The following is a 15514-nucleotide window of genomic DNA, read 5'->3' on the forward strand; positions in this document are numbered from 1 at the left end:
CAAATCTTTAGCCTAGTCCCTTTCGATATAAAGTACACAGTTTCTCGCTAACCTAGCGGGTAGTCCGTGGGGGTAATCGGGGGCATCCGGTGGTAGGCATGTCGCGCGTGATAAAATGGCGGCCTTAGTCATCGGCATATTCACGGGATTATAAGGAGTGGCAATGGAATATAAGGTCGGCGAGGTCGTCGTCTACCCGCACCACGGCGCGGCGGTCATCGAGGATATCGAAACTCGCGAAATGGGCGGCGAAGAGCTGGAATACCTCGTGCTGCACATTAACCAATCCGATCTCGTCGTCCGCGTGCCCAAGAAGAATGCGGATAACGTCGGCGTGCGCGATGTCGTGGGCAAGGAGGGCCTAGAAAAGGTTTTCTCCGTGCTGCGCGATGAGGACGTGGAAGAGGCCGGCAACTGGTCCCGCCGCTACAAGGCCAACCAGGAGCGCCTGGCCTCCGGCGATATCAACAAGGTCGCAGAGGTGGTGCGCGATCTGTGGCGCCGCGATCAGGACCGCGGCCTGTCCGCCGGCGAGAAGCGCATGCTGGGCAAGGCCCGCACCATCTTGGTGGGCGAGCTGGCGCTGGCGCAGCCGGTCGATGACAAAAAGGCCGATACCATGATGGAAGAAATCGACGCCACCATCGAGCGCCACCGCGCCGCAGGTCTAGTCGATGACCAGTCCATCACCACCGATATCGACAACGACATCGATCTCGATGACCTCTCCTTCGACGACGAAGACTAAACCCCGCGTTATCGCCTTAATCGCCGCGGCCGGGCAAGGCACCCGCCTCGGCGCGGAGGTGCCCAAGGCCTACGTCGAACTTCGCGGCCGCACCCTCCTGGAGCGATCCGTGCGCACCATGGCCAACTCCGGCCTCGTGGACGAGGTCATCGCGGTGGTGAGCCCGGCCATGGAGGGGGAAGCTGGGGGCATCGTCAAGCGCGTGGGCGCAGATATCCCGGTGCGCCTGGTGCATGGGCGAGGCGAGCGCGCCGATTCGATTTGGGCCGGGCTGCAGGCCATTCCGGACGAGGATGCCGTGGTGATCATCCACGATGCCGCCCGCGCGCTTACGCCCACCGCGATGGTCGAGCGCGTGGCGCGGCGCGTTCTTGCCGGCGCGCCCGCCGTCATTCCCGTGGTTCCCGTGACCGATACCATCAAAGAAGTCGCCGGTAACGCCGTGGTTGGCACCCCCGATCGCGCCCGCCTGCGCGCCGTGCAGACCCCGCAGGGTTTCCGCCTCGCCGCGCTGCGCCAGGCCAACCTGGATTATTGGCGCGAGCAGCCGGATTTCACCGCCACGGACGATGCCAGCCTGGTGGAATGGCACGGCCAGCGCGTGGAGACCGTGCCGGGCGATATCCTCGCCTTCAAAATCACCACCCCCACGGACCTGACCCTGGCCCACGCCCTTGCAGAGGAGCAGCATGACTGAGCCCATCATTCCCCGCGTCGGCATCGCGACCGACGCCCACCAGATCGAAGCCGGCAAGCCCTGTTGGATTGCCGGGCTGCTTTTCGATGACACCCCCGGCTGCGAAGGCCACTCCGACGGCGACGTCGTAGCCCACGCGCTTGTCGATGCCCTCCTCTCCGCCTCCCACCTCGGCGATCTCGGCTCTTTCGTGGGGGTGGGCCGGCCCGAATACGACGGTGTGTCCGGCGCCCAGCTCCTGCGCGAGTGCCGTGAGCTGCTGGAAGCGGAAGGTTTTATCATCGGCAATGCCGCCGCCCAGCTCATTGGCCAGACGCCGAAGATGGGCCCGCGCCGCGAGGAAGCCGAGGCCGTGCTTTCGGAAATCCTCGGCGCTGATGTGTCCATTTCCGCCACCACGACCGACCATTTGGGCTTTACTGGCCGCAAAGAGGGCCGCGCGGCGGTGGCAACGGCCGTTGTCTGGCGGCGCCAACACTAACCCCGCGCACGGGTGATTTAGACTGGGGGCGTGAGTACTTTGCGCATTTTTGACACAGCCACCCGCAGCCAACGCGACTTCGAGCCGATCCGCCCCGGCCACGCCTCCATCTACTTGTGTGGCGCCACTCCGCAGGCGCAGCCGCATATCGGGCACCTGCGCTCCGGCGTGGCTTTCGATATCCTGCGCCGCTGGCTGCTCGCGCAAGGCTATGACGTCGCGCTCGTTCGCAATGTCACCGATATCGATGACAAGATCCTCACCAAGGCCGCCGAGAATAATCGCCCCTGGTGGGAGTGGGTGTCCACCTACGAGCGCGAGTTCACCAAGGCCTATAACCTGCTCGGCGTGCTCCCGCCGTCCGTGGAGCCGCGCGCGACGGGGTTTGTCACCCAGATGGTCGAGTACATGCAGCGGCTTATCGATGCCGGCTTTGCCTACCCCGTTCCCGCCCAAGACGCCGAGGCCACCCCGCAGACCGATGGCGCGGCCGGATCCGTGTACTTTGACGTCGAGGCCTGGACCAAGGCGGAGGGATCCGACTACGGTGCGCTGTCTGGCAACCGCGTCGAGGAGATGGAACAGGGCGAGTCAGACAACGCGGGCAAGCGCAGCCCGCTCGACTTCGCCCTGTGGAAGGCCGCCAAGCCGGGCGAGCCGAGCTGGCCCACCCCGTGGGGTCGCGGCCGCCCGGGCTGGCACCTCGAGTGCTCCGCCATGTCGACGTACTACCTGGGCTCCAATTTCGATATCCACTGCGGCGGTTTGGACCTGCAATTCCCGCACCACGAAAACGAGATCGCGCAATCGCACGCGGCAGGCGATAAGTTCGCCAATTACTGGATGCACAACCACTGGGTGACCATGGCCGGCGAGAAGATGTCGAAATCGCTCGGCAACGTGCTTTCCATCTCGAACATGCTGGAGCTCGTGCGCCCGGTAGAGCTGCGCTACTACCTGGGTTCTGCGCATTACCGCTCCGTGCTGGAATACTCCGAATCCGCCCTGACGGAGGCGGCGGCGGGCTACCGGCGTATTGAGGGTTTCGTCAAGCGCTTTGCAGGCGTCGAGCGCGGCGACTGGACGCCGGACTTCGAGGACGCCATGAACGACGATATCGCCGTGCCCAAGGCTTTGGCCGCTATCCACACCACCGTGCGCGCGGGCAATAAGGACCTGGCCGCCGGGGACGAGGACGCCGCCCGCGCGAAGGCCGCTCAGGTGCGCGGGATGGCGCACGTACTTGGATTTGACCCGCTGGAGTGGGAAGATGGAGGCGAAGCTAGCGGAGCAGACGCGGCGCTCGATGCGCTGGTCCAGGCAGAACTGGAACGGCGCACGCAGGCCCGCGCGGAAAAAGACTTCGCTACTGCCGATGCCGTGCGTGACCGCCTCACCGCCGCCGGCATCACCATTACCGATACCCCAGACGGCCCCACGTGGTCGTTGACCCAGCGCTAGACAGCTTTCCGCTGTTATTTTCGCTGGTTATTGAACGGTTTCCTCGAAAGGACTGAAACGATGGCACGAACCCATGGCCGCGGTGGCGCGGGCATCCGCAAGACGAATAAGAAGGGCGCTACCAAAGGCTCCGGCGGGCAGCGCCGCAAGGGCCTAGAAGGCAAGGGACCCACCCCGAAGGCCGAGGACCGCGTCTACCACGCCAAGCACAAGGCGAAGCTGGAGCGCGAGCGCCGCAACTCTGGGCGCCACCAGAAAGAAACCGCAGAGATGGTGGTGGGCCGCAACCCGGTCATCGAGTGTTTGCACGCCAAGGTGCCGGCCACCACGCTCTACATCGCTGCCGGAACGCGCAACGATAAGCGGCTTTCTGAGGCCGTGTCCATGTGCAATACCCGCAATATCCCCATCATCGAGGTCCAGCGCCACGAGATGGACCGCATGACGGGAAATGGCATGCACCAGGGCATCGGCTTGCAGATCCCGCCGTATAAGTACGCCGCGGTGGAGGATTTGATTGCCAACGCCGCCGAGAACCCGCGCCCTGGCATGTTCGTCATCCTGGATAACATCACCGATCCGCGCAACCTGGGCGCCGTTATCCGTTCCGTGGCCGCTTTCGGCGGCGATGGCGTGATCATTCCAGAGCGACGTTCGGCTTCTGTCACCGCGGTGGCGTGGCGCACCTCGGCCGGCACCGCTGCCCGCTTGCCGGTCGCCCGTGCAACGAATATCACCCGCACCGTGAAGGAATTCCAGAAAAACGGCTACCAGGTCGTCGGCCTTGATGCCGGCGGCGATCACACGCTGGATACCTATGAAGGCGGCACGGATCCCGTCGTCATCGTCATCGGTTCCGAGGGAAAAGGCATTTCGCGCTTGGTCAGCGAAACCTGCGACGTCCTCATGTCCATCCCCATGACCGGGTGGGTTGAGTCCCTCAACGCCTCCGTCGCTGCGGGTTCGGTGCTATCCGAGTTCGCGCGCCAACGCCGCGCCGCCGAAAAATAACCCATTTCCGCTGCGCCAGCTCGCCGCGACGGATAAGCGCCATCCACGTTCGGTGCTGGCAAAGTCGAGCGCACAGAATCGCCTCCCCAGCCGCCGGTGCGGTTGTCGGTGCAGCTAGTGTCAAAGGCGCGCTGGGTCTTTGCGAGGCACAACCTTCTCAGTGCGAATCGTTGTGGCACACAACAGTTAACCATTATCTGCCCAGGGTGGCAGCCACCGGATGGTTCCGTCGACCCGGGCTAAGTGCCCGCGCAGGGGCGGGGCATTGGGATCATCGTCGTTCACGCCATTGTGGTACGGACAGGCGATGGTCAAGTTTCCCGGGTTAGTTTCGCCGCCATTTTTCCAGGCATTGAGGTGGTGAACCTGGCATTCATCGGCGGGGTAGCGGCACTCCGGCCATGGGCAGACCGGGTTTTCGGCCGCTGCCATCAGGCGTTGCTTTGCAGAAGCAAAGCGCGAGGTGCGGTAGAGGTTGACTGGACCTTCCACTGGGTGGATGAGCGTGACGTAGCCGTGCTCAGTAAATACCCGTCGCACCAGCTCAGCGCCGGTCATCGTGGCGCCATTGGTCAGCTGGACCACGATATCGCCGTCAGAGTCAGAACCATGGGTAGAGTCAGCACCTTGGTCTGCGCCAGAGCCAAGTCCAGGGCCCGCTGTAGCGTTGGAGGCGGAACCGGCGCTGGGGTTCGAGTTTGTGCCGGATGATGAGCCGGCTCGGGCGTTGGAGCTCGAGCCAGGCTGAGGCCTAGTGCTAGAGCCAGGCTTGGAGCTTGAACCGGCGGGGGAGCCGGAGCCGAAATCGACGAGGCGGTCGAGCTCGTCGAGACGAAGCACGACATTGGTCGTCACGCTGGGGCGGGCGGCGGCCTCGCCGTGGAAGATATTCTGCACAGAAGCAAGCGGGGCATCTTTATTAATCGCGGCGTGCATATCGGCGATATCGGCGGACGGGCCGGTAATGGACATGGTCCAGGGGCCGTCGGCGCGGCGATAAATCTTCACGCCGGGCTGGCGTTTCACGGGACCCTTGAGTTCCTTGACGCGGGCGCGGCCCCGCTTATCAATATCCGAGACCTTCCCCTTCATCCCGCACAATTCGCGCCGCAGAGCCCAAGCATCGCGCTTCTTCTTCAGCTTGGCGGCGTGGCGCTCGATGGTGAGCAGGGCCGTGAGGCTGTGCCCGTTGGCGCGGCTGGCGGCGATGGATTCGCGCTGCTGGCGGCGGAAGGCGGTGGTGCCGAAGTAGGTATCGGCAAGCGTGAGCAGTCGGGTGGCGGTGGTATCGGGGCACCCGGCCGCAATCAGCGCGTGCAGCGAGAGGCCGTGGCAGTCGGCGATGATATCCATGCCGGGTGCCAGGCCCTTGAGAAATGTCTGCAGCGCGTTCATGCCCCAGAGACTAAGAAGCCCCGCAAGCCCGCGCTAGCCGATGCCCCACCTCCCTGTGGACAACTACCCTTAAGCGTCACCTAAGCCGAAAAATTCGCGGACTTTATCCACAGCATTGAAGGAATCCGTATTTGGTCCTATGCTCGCTGGCGTTTCTTTGCTAGAGGGAATCACGTGCCCGAGGCCCTCCATGGTCCAGAGCTCCACGGGGTAGTCGCCGTCGTAGTAGGTGGAGGTTATCCCGGGGATGGGCTGGGTTTCGCGGGGCGGGCGGCAGCCATTGGCCAGCGCGAAGTGCTCCGCGGTGGCGGGGGCAGAAATCACGCACCCGCGGGTTTGCTGCCCATCGATGCCGGCAAGCCCGCCATCATAGGGCGCAATCGGATCTTCGGTGCCGTGGATAAACAGCAGCGGGGTAGGCCGGTAGCCATCGGGGTGGGTGGGTGCGTGATTGGAACCTTCGCCCAGCGTGGAGGCGAAGACGCAGGCGCGGGTGAGGGTAAAGGGGGCATCGTAAAGCAGGCGCAGCACCATCTGCCCGCCATTGGAATAGCCCGCGGCGAAGGTGCGCGCGGTGGAGTACTCGCGCTGCATAGTCTCGATGAGGAAGGTGCTAAAGGCAACGTCATCCACCCCGAGCTCGCGGGCGCGGACCGGCAGGTTGGCGCGGGTGTCGTTGAAGTGGTGGTCGATGCCGTCGGGGTAGACGATGAGGGTATGGGTGGCATCGGCAAGCGCGTCCACCGTGCCGTTGGTAAAGCGGCGGATGACGTTGGCGGATTGGTGGGAGCCGTGGAAAAACAGCAGCAGATCCGGCTGGGGCCCGAGGTTCTCGGGCTCGATGACGATGAAGCGGCGGGTGTGGCCAGCCACATCCGCGGTGCGGCGATGAATATGCATGCCCGCCGAGTTTAGTCGGCGTGGTGGGCCTCTGCGGCGGCGCGGTTATCGGCGTGGAAATGCTTGGCCGCGACCTCATCGCGGATGGCGTGCTTGCCTTGCCGCCAGCCGATGAACCGGCACACCAGGTAGATCACAAAGGAAATGGTGGTCACGAAGACGGAAACCGGCAGGCCGGGGGCGAGGGAGAGGATGAAACCGCCCACGGCGGAGACCTCGGCGAAGATGGTGGACCACAGCACCGCGCGCAGGGGCGAGGAGGTGATCTGTACCGCCGCCGCGCCGGGGGTGATAAGCAGCGCCATGACGAGCAGCGAGCCGACGATTTGCACCGACTGCGCTGCGGCGAGGCCGACGAGGACGGCGAAGGCGACGGAGATGGCGCGGGTGGGAACGCCGGCGGCGCGGGCCATATCAGGATCGGCGGAGGCAAAGAGCATGGGCCGCCAGAGGAAGCCGACGGTGGCCACGATGATGACCGTGGTGGCGGCCAGCAGCCACACCGAGGCGGAGGAAACGCCGACGATTTGGCCGGTCAAAAGCGTCATCGCGGTATTGGAATTGCCGGGGTAGAGGTGCAAGAACAGCACCGAGAGGCCCAGGCCAAAGCTCATGACCACGCCGATGGCGCTGTCTTGCTGGCCCTTAAAGCCCAGCATGGCCAGGATGATAGCGGCGACGATGGCGCCAGCGACCGCGCCGAAGCCCAGGTTGAGGCCGAAGAGGAGTGCCGCGGAGGCACCCATAAGCGCCAGCTCAGAGGTGGCGTGGACGGAAAAAGACATCTGGCGCAGCACGATGAGCGAGGTCATCACGCCAGACAGGATGCCCAGCAGCGCGGAGGCGATGAGCGAGGACTGCACGAAGTCCACGCTGAGCAGGTATTGGGTATCTTCCCAGTAATTAGACAACGATGAGCCTCCCGTCGACGTTTAAGACATTGACCTTGGAACCGTAGAGCTCCGAGAGGACCTCGGAGCGCATGACCTCATCGACCGGGCCGAAGGTGTGGCCATTGGGCGCGATGTAGAGGACCTTATCCGTCACCCCGAGCACGGGGTTGATCCCGTGGGTGACAAAGACGATGGAGGTACCGCGCTCGCGGCGCAGCGAGTTCAGCTTGTTAACCGTGGCATTTTGCCGGGCAGGGTCGAGGGAGAGGAGGGGCTCATCGGCAAGAATAAGGTCCGGGTCATTGGCCAGGGCTTGGGCCTGGCGGATGAGTTGTTGCTGGCCGCCGGATAGCAGGCCGACGCGCCGGTCCCGCAGCCCCGTGGCCCCCACCTCTTCCAAAAGCTCGTCCACCCGTCCACGGGGTGGGTGCCGGTGGCGGAATACCCCGTGCGCCACGGAGAGCGAAACGAGGTCGCGGGCGCGCAGGGGAAGGTCAGCGGGGAACATGCGCTGCTGGGGGATGAACCCGACCCGGCAGTTGACGTCGACGCGGCCGCTGGTCAGCGTGCGGGTGCCGAGGATGGTGCCCAGCAGGGTGGACTTGCCCACGCCATTGGGGCCTAAAACGGCGATAAACTCGCCGCGGTCCACGGCGAGATTAAGCTGCGACCACAGCGGGTCTACTGCGGCCTCATGGAATTCAACGAGCACTAGTGCTTCCCCAGCTTGCTCGTGACTTCGTCGTAGTATTCCCAGAACTTCTTGCCATCCGGTGGGGTTTCGCCGATTTCTACGATATCGACGTCGTTGTCCTCTGCGGCGGACTTGATGCGGCCGGCGGTATCGGTTTCGGTCTGGGGGTTGAAGATGAGGAGATCGACCTCGCCATCGTCGATGGCCTTGATGAAGGCGGCGACATCGGCAGTAGCGGGCTCGCCCTCGGAGATGGTGGCCTTGCGGTAGCCCTCGGGGGTGACGTCCTTGCCGTCGGTGTACTTCATGAGGTAATCGGCGATGGGCTCGGTTTGGGCGTAATTCAGGCCATCGGGAAGCTCCTTGAGCTTATCGCGCAGCTGGTCCACGTGGGAGTCGATCTTCTCGGTGGTGGCGCCGGCGTCGGAGTACTTCTCGTTGATCTGGTCCGCGATGGATCCGGCGACCTCCTCCAGGGCGGCGGGGTCGTACCAGATGTGCTCGTTGCCCTCGATATTAGTGACCTTGTCCGGGTCATCCTTGGCGGTGGCCTTCGCGGCATCGATGGTCATGACATCGGGGTCCTCGTCCAGCTTGCCGTGGTCCGTCAGCGGCAGGGCGGAAATGATGTTGTCCTGATCGGAGACGGCCTGGTAGATCCAGGCGTCGTAGCCGCCGCCGTTGACCACGAGCATGTCGGCGTCGTTGGCCTTGGCTACATCGGCCGCGGTGGGCTCGAAGTGGTGGGGGTCGGTGTCATTGCCCTCCACGATGGGCTCGACCTCGATGTCGACGCCGGAGGCGGTATCGGCCACGGCCTGGGCAACATCGGCCCAGATGGAGGTAGAGGCGACGATGGAAATCTTCTTATCACCGGAGTCGCCGGAACCAGAGTCGGTTCCGGATCCAGAATCGGAATCTGTAGAGCATGCGGCGGTAAATAGGAGGCCACTTGCTGCGAGTAGGGCTGTTGTTGCGCGTAGTGACGTGTGCATACCCTCCAGTGTGCGTTTGCTGGCAATCATTGTCAATTGAACATGCATTGAAAATCCGGCGCCAGGGCGCAGGGTAAGGTAACAGGCATGGTTAAACGCAGCCCCACCCGGAAGACACTGGCCTCCCTCGCCGCGGAGTTGGGGGTTTCGCGCACAACCGTATCCAATGCCTATAGCCGCCCTGACCAGCTCTCCCCGGCAACGCGGGAGCGCATTTTGGCCGCCGCCAAGGCGCGCGGTTACCCGGGGCCTGATCCCACGGCGCGCAGCCTGCGCACCCGCCGCGCTGGGTCGGTAGGCGTGCTGCTGACCGAGCACCTGTCCTACGCCTTCGAGGACATGGCGTCGGTGGATTTCTTGGCGGGCATGGCGGAGGCATCGGCAGGCGCGCAGACTACGCTGACGCTGATTCCCGCCGGCCCAGAAGGCGAGGCGGAGGCGACCAGCCTGGTGGGTTCGGCTGCGGTCGATGGCTTCGTGGTCTATTCGGTCGCCGCGGGCGATGCCTACCTCGCGGCCGCGCGGGGCCGGGGCCTGCCGCTGGTGGTCTGCGATCAGCCCACGGACGCAGGCCTGCCGTTCGTGGGCATTGATGATCGCGCGGCGATTGCCCCGGCGGCACGTGCGCTTATCGATGCCGGGCATCGCCGCATCGGCATCCTCGCCATCCGCCTGCGCCTGCAGCGCCACGACGGCCCGATTTCCTGGCAGGAAGTCCAGGACGCGGAGATGCACGTGCAGCGCTCGCGGGTGATGGGCGCGCTCGACGTCTTCGCCGAGGCGGGCATCGCGCCCGAATCCGTGCCTGTGGTCACGCAGCACATTAACGATGCCCATACCACCCGTGCCGCCGCCGAGCTCTTGCTCGACGCCCATCCGGAGCTAACGGCCGTGCTGTGCACGACCGACTCCATGGCGCTCGGAGTGCTGGCTTATGCCCGCGAGCGCGGGCTGAGTGTGCCAGAAGACCTATCCGTGACCGGCTTTGACGGCATCGATGCGGCGCAGCGCCTCGACCTGGCTACCGTCATCCAGCCCAATAAGGCCAAGGGGGCCGCGGCCGGGCACATGCTGGAAAAGCTCATCGCTAGCGCGACAAGTGATTCTGCCGGTGCAGGCAGCGCGAAGGTCGGCGCCGAAGGAGCGGAGGAGGTGCCGCGGCGGGTGCTGCAGACGCGGTTCGCGCCGGGGAAATCGGTTATTGCACCGCGGCCGCGCGGGCGGTAGCGAGCTCGGTGAGGAAGTGGGCGACGGCGTCGACATCGGCAAGCTGCACGGCGGCGATGGAATCGCCCTCGCCCACCTTGACGCCCACGTCCGGCGGCTGGTGGAGGGCACGGAAGCCGTGCTCATCGGTGACGTCATCGCCTAGAAAGACCATGGCGGTGGCGACGGTGCGCTCGCGGAGGGTCTCCAGCCACGTGCCCTTCGTGGCGGTGGTGGCGGAAAACTCGATGACGGACTTGCCGGCGGTGCGCGGGAAACCGGCGGTATCGAGCGCCAGGCCCGCCTCATAGGCGGCCGCGCCCTGCTCCGGGCTGTCCAGCTCGAGCGAGCGCAGGTGCAGCACGCGTTGGAAGGGCTTGACCTCGAGCTCCGCGCCGGGGAAGCGGTCTATGATGCCGCGGATTTCTTCCTCCTTGCGCGCAAGGTGCTCGCGCATGGCGGGGGTGAGCTCGGTCTGCTGCCAGGAGGACTCGGCGCCGTGGGAGCCACCGAAGAGGACGGGCTCGCGCAGGGGACACACGCGCTGCAGACCCTCGAGGTGGCGCCCAGACAGCACCGCGGCCGTGGTGCGCGGCAGGTGGGCCAAGTGGTTGAGGGCGCGGGCGGCATCGGCGTTGATTTCCACGTCATAAATGTCGGCGGCAATCGGGGCCAGCGTACCGTCAAAATCAGAAACCACGGCGAGCTCTTCTGCCGCGGCCAAGGCCTTAATGGTGGTAGAAAGCGTCATGGCATCCCATGCTACGCGCCGGAGACCAGCTTGATGGAGGGCGAATCTACCTCATCGGTATCGAGCTCCAAGATGAGCTGGTTATTGCTATTTACGGTGTAGATAAAATCATTATCCGAGGTAATGAGGTTGCGCAGCAGGTTATCAGCCCACACGGAACTGCCCTCGCAGTCCTCATCGGTGTCGTCGTATTTAACCTCATCGAAGTGCAACTTATTGCCATCGCGGATATTTTCGCGCTCATCATCGGCGGTGTAGCTCAGCCGGGCCGCAAGGCGGGTGCAACCGGTGGTGCCCACCATGGTGGATTCGCCGAAGCTAAATTCCGGCGCGTGAGGAATCGATTCCGGGATGGTGGATGCTGCGTCCGGCGCAGTATTGATGGAGACGACCTGCCAGTGTTTGTCCACAATCCGGTCATCACCCGCGGGCCGTGGGGCATCGTCCTCGGAACCGCAGGCAGCAAGCAGCGTGACGGCACCCAGTGTGGCCACGGCTGCGGCATGCCTGCCGATGCCTTTGTTCACAGCGGGTGTACCCGCACCGGCCGCTCCGGCCGTGCGTACGCGGGGGAGGGAAGGAGGCATTAGGAGTCCTTTCCGAGTGAGTCGGGAGCTTGCGAGGCGGTTTCGGTCCGAACGGCGCGCAGGCAGCCCAAAAAGGACTGCGACCACAGCCGCACATCGTGGCTTATGACCTGGTTGTGCATGGTGAGCATGCGCTGGGTCATGGTGGAGGGGGCATCGGAAAGCGCGCGCACGGCATTGAGCAAGGCGCGTTTGACGGACTCGATATCGAAGGGGTTGCACAGGTAGGCCTCATCCAGCTCCACGGCGGCGCCGGCGAATTCCGAGAGTACCAGGGCACCGGAACCGTCATCGTGGCAGGCCACGAACTCCTTGGCCACGAGGTTCATGCCGTCTTTAAAGGGCGTGACCAGCATGATATCGGCCATGCGGTAGTAGCAGCGCAGCACGTCCTTGGGCACGCCGCGGTGCTGGTAGTGCACCACGGGGTGGCCCATGCGGGAAAAGCGGCCATTGATGCGGCCGACGGCCTCTTCCACCTGGGAGCGGGTGGCCTTGTAGTGGTCGAGGCGCTCACGCGAGGGCGTGGCCAGCTGCACTAAGGTGACCTCTTCCGGATCCAAGGCGCCGGTTTCTAGGAGCTCCTCGAAGGCGGTCAGGCGCTGTAGGATGCCCTTGGTGTAATCGAGGCGATCCACGCCCAAAATGATGCGCTTGGGGCTGCCCAAATCCTTGCGCAATTGGGCCACGCGGCGTTTATCCTCGTCGCTAAACTGGCCGAAATCCTGCGCGGCGATGGAAATGGGGAACGCGCCCACGCCCACGGTGCGGCCACCGGGGAGGCGGATATGGGCGGTGACATCGCGGGTGGTGGCCTCGCCACGCACCTCGAGGCCCTGGCGGCGGGCCAATTCCAAGAAATTGCGGGCATTGGCCTCCAAGTGGAAGCCGATCAGGTCTGCCCCCAAGATGCCGCGCACCGTTTCCTCCCGCCAAGGCAGCTGCCGGAAAAGATCGGGGGAGGGGAACGGGATGTGCAGGAAGAACCCAATGGTGAGATCGGGGCGCATTTGCCGCAGGATGCCCGGTAATAATTGCAGCTGATAGTCCTGCACCCAGACCGTCGCGCCTTCTGCGGCCACGTGGGCTACCTCGTCCGCGAAGCGGAGGTTGACCTCGCGGTAGGCATCCCACCAGTCGCGGTCATAGGTCGGGGTGACGATGAGATCGTGGTAGAGCGGCCACAGCGTGGCATTGGAAAAGCCTTCGTAAAAGGCCTCAAAATCGGCCTCGCTAAGCCTGACCGGGTGCAATAACACCCCGGCCTCGGTGCGGAAGGGCTCGGGCGCGGCATCGGCAACGCCGGGCCACCCCACCCAGCAGCCCTGGTGCGCTTCCAGCACCGGTGAGAGCGCGGTGACCAGACCGCCAGGCGAGGGCGTCCACTCCTGACTGCCATCGGCCGCGGTAGTTAAATCTACCGGCAGGCGGTTTGCCACTACTACGAAGTCATTGCCGCGCTCACTCATAGCCCAAGACTAGCTTAAGACTTCTTGGTCGACTTCTTTGTTGCTTTCTTTGTCGACTTCTTGGTGGACTTTTTGGCCGCCTTGGTGGTCTTCTTCGTCGACTTTTTAGTGGACTTCTTCGATGCCTTGGACGTCGACTTCTTGGTGGCCTTCTTCGTGGATTTCTTCGGCGCGGTATCGGCTTGTTCCGCCAGCACCTTCTTGTGCACCAAGCCCTTGGGCTCGACACCCAGCATGGACATCAAGGTCACGCCATCCAAGAAATCTTGGGAGTAGGTGGCCACCACGCGGCGGGCGGCGCGGGCGGTTTCCTCTGCCAGGGCAATATCTTGTTCTGCCTGTGGGTGCGTGTCTTGGACCTTGGGTGGCACGGCGAGTCCTCCTGAATGTTGGGAAAGCTATCAGGCTAAATATTGTACGCTACCGGCGGCGTTTAGGGCTCCTCGGGTTCCTCCCCGTCGGGCTTGGTGTGATCGGATTCCTCCGGCGCGGGTGATTTCTGGCCGGGCACCGTATAGGTGGTGCGCTCAGTTTCTTGCGGCTGGGCCGGCCACTGGGAATCTGCCGGCCACAAATCTTCCGCCGGAGTGGTCCCCGGCGCGTGCTGCTGAGCCTGCGCGTGTTGCGGTGGCTTTGGCCCCAGCGTGGGCGGCAATTCGGGGCGGTTGACGCGTGGGGCAAAGGGGGACATCGGCACGCGCGGGATGCGCGGGGCCTTGCGAGCCAGGTGAGTTGCCTTGTGGAAGGAGAACCGGCCGATGCGCTTGAAAGCGGAGTACGGGCGGAAGTACTTCGGGCGGCGCAGGCGGCGCGCGACGCGCTCGCCAAAAACGACGCCGGCTGCTAGCGCGCCGGAGATGGCCAGCGCGGTAGCCAGGTTGGTAAAGCCGGTAATCATCTGCTCGTTGATGGAGGCATACATGCCGCGGTACAGCATGAGGCCTGGCAGCATGGGCGTATAGCCCACGATCATCGTAATGAGCGGCGGGATGCCCCACCGGCGCGACATCAAACCGCCGGCTAGGCCCACCACGATGGCGGATAGGCCCGAGGCAATCACCGGGCCGACGCCGAAGGGCACGACCACGAAGTAGTAGAAGACCATACCGGCGGCCGCCGTGAGGCCTGAGAGGGTAATTTCTATCCAATTAGCACCGCAGGCCAGCGCGAAGGCGGCCGAACCCGTGCCGCCGAGCAGCACCAAGAGGGGAATCTTGTGATAGACCGGCGGCGCCAAGGTACCCATTGGGGGCAGGTCAAAGCCCATGGCGGAGGCAAGCTGGATGCCCACACCCACGCCGGCGATGATCGCGCCCGTTGATAACAGCGCGGAGAAAAAACGCGCGGAAGAGGTTACGGGGGAGCGGGTGATGCCATCGACAAGCGATTGCACCAACGTCAGCCCCGCCACCAGCACGATGATTCCGGACGCAATAATCTGCGCCGGCGACATGCTAATGCCAAAGGCGGCGGCTACGTTATACAAAATCGCTGCTGGGAAGACGGCCAAGAAGCCGCCGACGACGTTTTGATAAAAGGGCGGCAGGCGGTAATTGGCCAACCAATCATTAAGCCCCATAATCAGCGCGGAAACCACGAAGGCAACGAGGCCGACGAGGAGATCGCCGCCGAGCATCATGGAAATCAGGCCACCCATGCCGCCCCAGCCAAGCATCACCGTGGACGGCTTATAGGGCGCTGGCATGCGGTCGATGTCATCCAGGCGCTTTTCCGCCATGGCGGGCGGCACCCTACCGGAGTGGATATCGCGGATGAGGCGGTCTACTTCCGAAAGCTTGGAAAAGTTCACGCCCACATCCGGCACCACGCGAAAGACGTGGAGGTTCTGGCGCTTATCGCCCGTGCCAATCGCGGTGTGGATGGTGATGGTATTCATCAAAATATCCACGTGGCAGTAGTGCAGGCCATACGACGACGCCGCCAGGTGGACCTGCGCGCGGGCATCCGAGTTGGCGGATCCTGCGCTAATGAGCAGCTCGCCGATGCGCGCGGCAATCTCCATCACGCCCGTGACCTGGGCGGCATCGGTCAGATCGACCGGGGCGAGTGGTGATGGTGGGGGTGCGGCTTTGGCCGCGTCAATGATGGCGACTTGGCCTGCAGATGCGCGCAGGCGCTCCCGCATAGCGGACAGTAGTGACACGAAAATAACCCTCGAAAAAGCGGTGGGACACTAGTAATAATTTCAGCCTGAACTCTAACCCT

16 protein-coding genes are annotated in these 15514 nt (G+C 64.1%); 6 read left to right on the plus strand and 10 right to left on the minus strand.

The window, feature by feature from the left end; translation table 11 throughout:
* Positions 1-163 precede the first annotated feature (163 nt).
* The 5 genes from QP970_RS02135 to rlmB are packed head-to-tail and all read left to right on the plus strand — an operon-like array spanning position 164 to position 4398.
* The gene (locus QP970_RS02135; RefSeq protein ID WP_005279544.1) at positions 164-748 is read left to right on the plus strand and encodes a CarD family transcriptional regulator; all 585 of its coding nucleotides are present in this window, start codon (positions 164-166) and stop codon (positions 746-748) included.
* Positions 720-1445 (plus strand): 2-C-methyl-D-erythritol 4-phosphate cytidylyltransferase, encoded by a 726-nt coding sequence (ispD, locus tag QP970_RS02140; RefSeq protein ID WP_284869464.1) that lies wholly within the window; start codon positions 720-722, stop codon positions 1443-1445. The genes QP970_RS02135 and ispD overlap by 29 nt, the downstream gene beginning before the upstream one ends.
* Positions 1438-1926: a 2-C-methyl-D-erythritol 2,4-cyclodiphosphate synthase gene (gene ispF, locus QP970_RS02145; RefSeq protein WP_023023902.1), complete on the plus strand. Its 489-nt coding sequence runs from the start codon at positions 1438-1440 to the stop codon at positions 1924-1926. Before ispD ends, ispF begins: the two co-directional genes overlap by 8 nt.
* A 30-nt stretch (positions 1927-1956) precedes the next feature.
* On the plus strand, positions 1957-3387 hold the full coding sequence (cysS, locus tag QP970_RS02150) for a cysteine--tRNA ligase (RefSeq protein WP_023023900.1): 1431 nt from the start codon (positions 1957-1959) through the stop codon (positions 3385-3387).
* A gap of 60 nt (positions 3388-3447) precedes the next feature.
* On the plus strand, positions 3448-4398 hold the full coding sequence (gene rlmB / locus QP970_RS02155) for a 23S rRNA (guanosine(2251)-2'-O)-methyltransferase RlmB (RefSeq protein ID WP_237792359.1): 951 nt from the start codon (positions 3448-3450) through the stop codon (positions 4396-4398).
* Positions 4399-4584: 186 nt separating this feature from the next.
* Here rlmB and QP970_RS02160 read toward each other — a convergent pair whose 3' ends face one another.
* The 5 genes from QP970_RS02160 to QP970_RS02180 all read right to left on the minus strand — a co-directional run bounded on the left by QP970_RS02160 (position 4585) and on the right by QP970_RS02180 (position 9323).
* A complete protein-coding gene (locus tag QP970_RS02160) occupies positions 4585-5793 on the minus strand; it encodes an HNH endonuclease signature motif containing protein (protein WP_284869466.1) in 1209 nt (402 codons plus the stop codon).
* Positions 5794-5862: 69 nt separating this feature from the next.
* Positions 5863-6693 carry a CE1 family esterase gene (locus tag QP970_RS02165; RefSeq protein ID WP_284869467.1) on the minus strand — a complete coding sequence of 277 codons (831 nt, stop codon included), beginning with the start codon at positions 6691-6693 and terminating at the stop codon, positions 5863-5865.
* A gap of 11 nt (positions 6694-6704) precedes the next feature.
* Complete coding sequence (locus QP970_RS02170; RefSeq protein ID WP_284869468.1) at positions 6705-7604, minus strand: metal ABC transporter permease; 900 nt, start codon at positions 7602-7604, stop codon at positions 6705-6707.
* Complete coding sequence (locus QP970_RS02175) at positions 7597-8298, minus strand: metal ABC transporter ATP-binding protein (protein WP_284869469.1); 702 nt, start codon at positions 8296-8298, stop codon at positions 7597-7599. The genes QP970_RS02170 and QP970_RS02175 overlap by 8 nt, the downstream gene beginning before the upstream one ends.
* Positions 8298-9323 carry a metal ABC transporter solute-binding protein, Zn/Mn family gene (locus QP970_RS02180; RefSeq protein ID WP_502870058.1) on the minus strand — a complete coding sequence of 342 codons (1026 nt, stop codon included), beginning with the start codon at positions 9321-9323 and terminating at the stop codon, positions 8298-8300. Before QP970_RS02180 ends, QP970_RS02175 begins: the two co-directional genes overlap by 1 nt.
* 39 nt (positions 9324-9362) lie before the next feature.
* Between QP970_RS02180 and QP970_RS02185 the strand changes: the two genes are divergently transcribed.
* Positions 9363-10502, plus strand: a complete 1140-nt coding sequence (locus tag QP970_RS02185; RefSeq protein ID WP_284869472.1) for a LacI family DNA-binding transcriptional regulator — start codon at positions 9363-9365, stop codon at positions 10500-10502.
* Here the strand turns inward: QP970_RS02185 and otsB are convergent.
* From otsB to thrE, 5 genes are all read right to left on the minus strand, one after another.
* Positions 10474-11232: a trehalose-phosphatase gene (otsB, locus tag QP970_RS02190; protein ID WP_023023885.1), complete on the minus strand. Its 759-nt coding sequence runs from the start codon at positions 11230-11232 to the stop codon at positions 10474-10476. The two genes, QP970_RS02185 and otsB, sit on opposite strands and share 29 nt — an antisense overlap.
* An 11-nt stretch (positions 11233-11243) precedes the next feature.
* On the minus strand, positions 11244-11819 hold the full coding sequence (locus tag QP970_RS02195; protein WP_284869474.1) for an META domain-containing protein: 576 nt from the start codon (positions 11817-11819) through the stop codon (positions 11244-11246).
* Positions 11819-13288 (minus strand): alpha,alpha-trehalose-phosphate synthase (UDP-forming), encoded by a 1470-nt coding sequence (locus QP970_RS02200; RefSeq protein WP_023023882.1) that lies wholly within the window; start codon positions 13286-13288, stop codon positions 11819-11821. The genes QP970_RS02195 and QP970_RS02200 overlap by 1 nt, the downstream gene beginning before the upstream one ends.
* A gap of 14 nt (positions 13289-13302) precedes the next feature.
* A complete protein-coding gene (locus tag QP970_RS02205) occupies positions 13303-13659 on the minus strand; it encodes a hypothetical protein (protein ID WP_284853866.1) in 357 nt (118 codons plus the stop codon).
* Between the two features lie 62 nt (positions 13660-13721).
* On the minus strand, positions 13722-15452 hold the full coding sequence (gene thrE, locus QP970_RS02210; RefSeq protein ID WP_239268378.1) for a threonine/serine exporter ThrE: 1731 nt from the start codon (positions 15450-15452) through the stop codon (positions 13722-13724).
* Positions 15453-15514: the final 62 nt, after the last annotated feature.

The sequence above is a fragment of the Corynebacterium sp. MSK073 genome (assembly GCF_030232085.1).
GTDB lineage: Bacteria > Actinomycetota > Actinomycetes > Mycobacteriales > Mycobacteriaceae > Corynebacterium.

Coding starts and splice junctions, on each gene's coding strand:
- QP970_RS02165 (WP_284869467.1), bottom strand. CDS start 6,693: ATGCATATTCATCGCCGCACCGCGGATGTGGCTGGCCACACCCGCCGC.
- QP970_RS02200 (WP_023023882.1), bottom strand. CDS start 13,288: ATGAGTGAGCGCGGCAATGACTTCGTAGTAGTGGCAAACCGCCTGCCG.
- QP970_RS02195 (WP_284869474.1), bottom strand. CDS start 11,819: ATGCCTCCTTCCCTCCCCCGCGTACGCACGGCCGGAGCGGCCGGTGCG.
- QP970_RS02185 (WP_284869472.1), top strand. CDS start 9,363: ATGGTTAAACGCAGCCCCACCCGGAAGACACTGGCCTCCCTCGCCGCG.
- QP970_RS02160 (WP_284869466.1), bottom strand. CDS start 5,793: ATGAACGCGCTGCAGACATTTCTCAAGGGCCTGGCACCCGGCATGGAT.
- QP970_RS02180 (WP_502870058.1), bottom strand. CDS start 9,323: ATGCATGTTCAATTGACAATGATTGCCAGCAAACGCACACTGGAGGGT.
- otsB (WP_023023885.1), bottom strand. CDS start 11,232: ATGACGCTTTCTACCACCATTAAGGCCTTGGCCGCGGCAGAAGAGCTC.
- ispF (WP_023023902.1), top strand. CDS start 1,438: ATGACTGAGCCCATCATTCCCCGCGTCGGCATCGCGACCGACGCCCAC.
- QP970_RS02135 (WP_005279544.1), top strand. CDS start 164: ATGGAATATAAGGTCGGCGAGGTCGTCGTCTACCCGCACCACGGCGCG.
- ispD (WP_284869464.1), top strand. CDS start 720: ATGACCTCTCCTTCGACGACGAAGACTAAACCCCGCGTTATCGCCTTA.
- rlmB (WP_237792359.1), top strand. CDS start 3,448: ATGGCACGAACCCATGGCCGCGGTGGCGCGGGCATCCGCAAGACGAAT.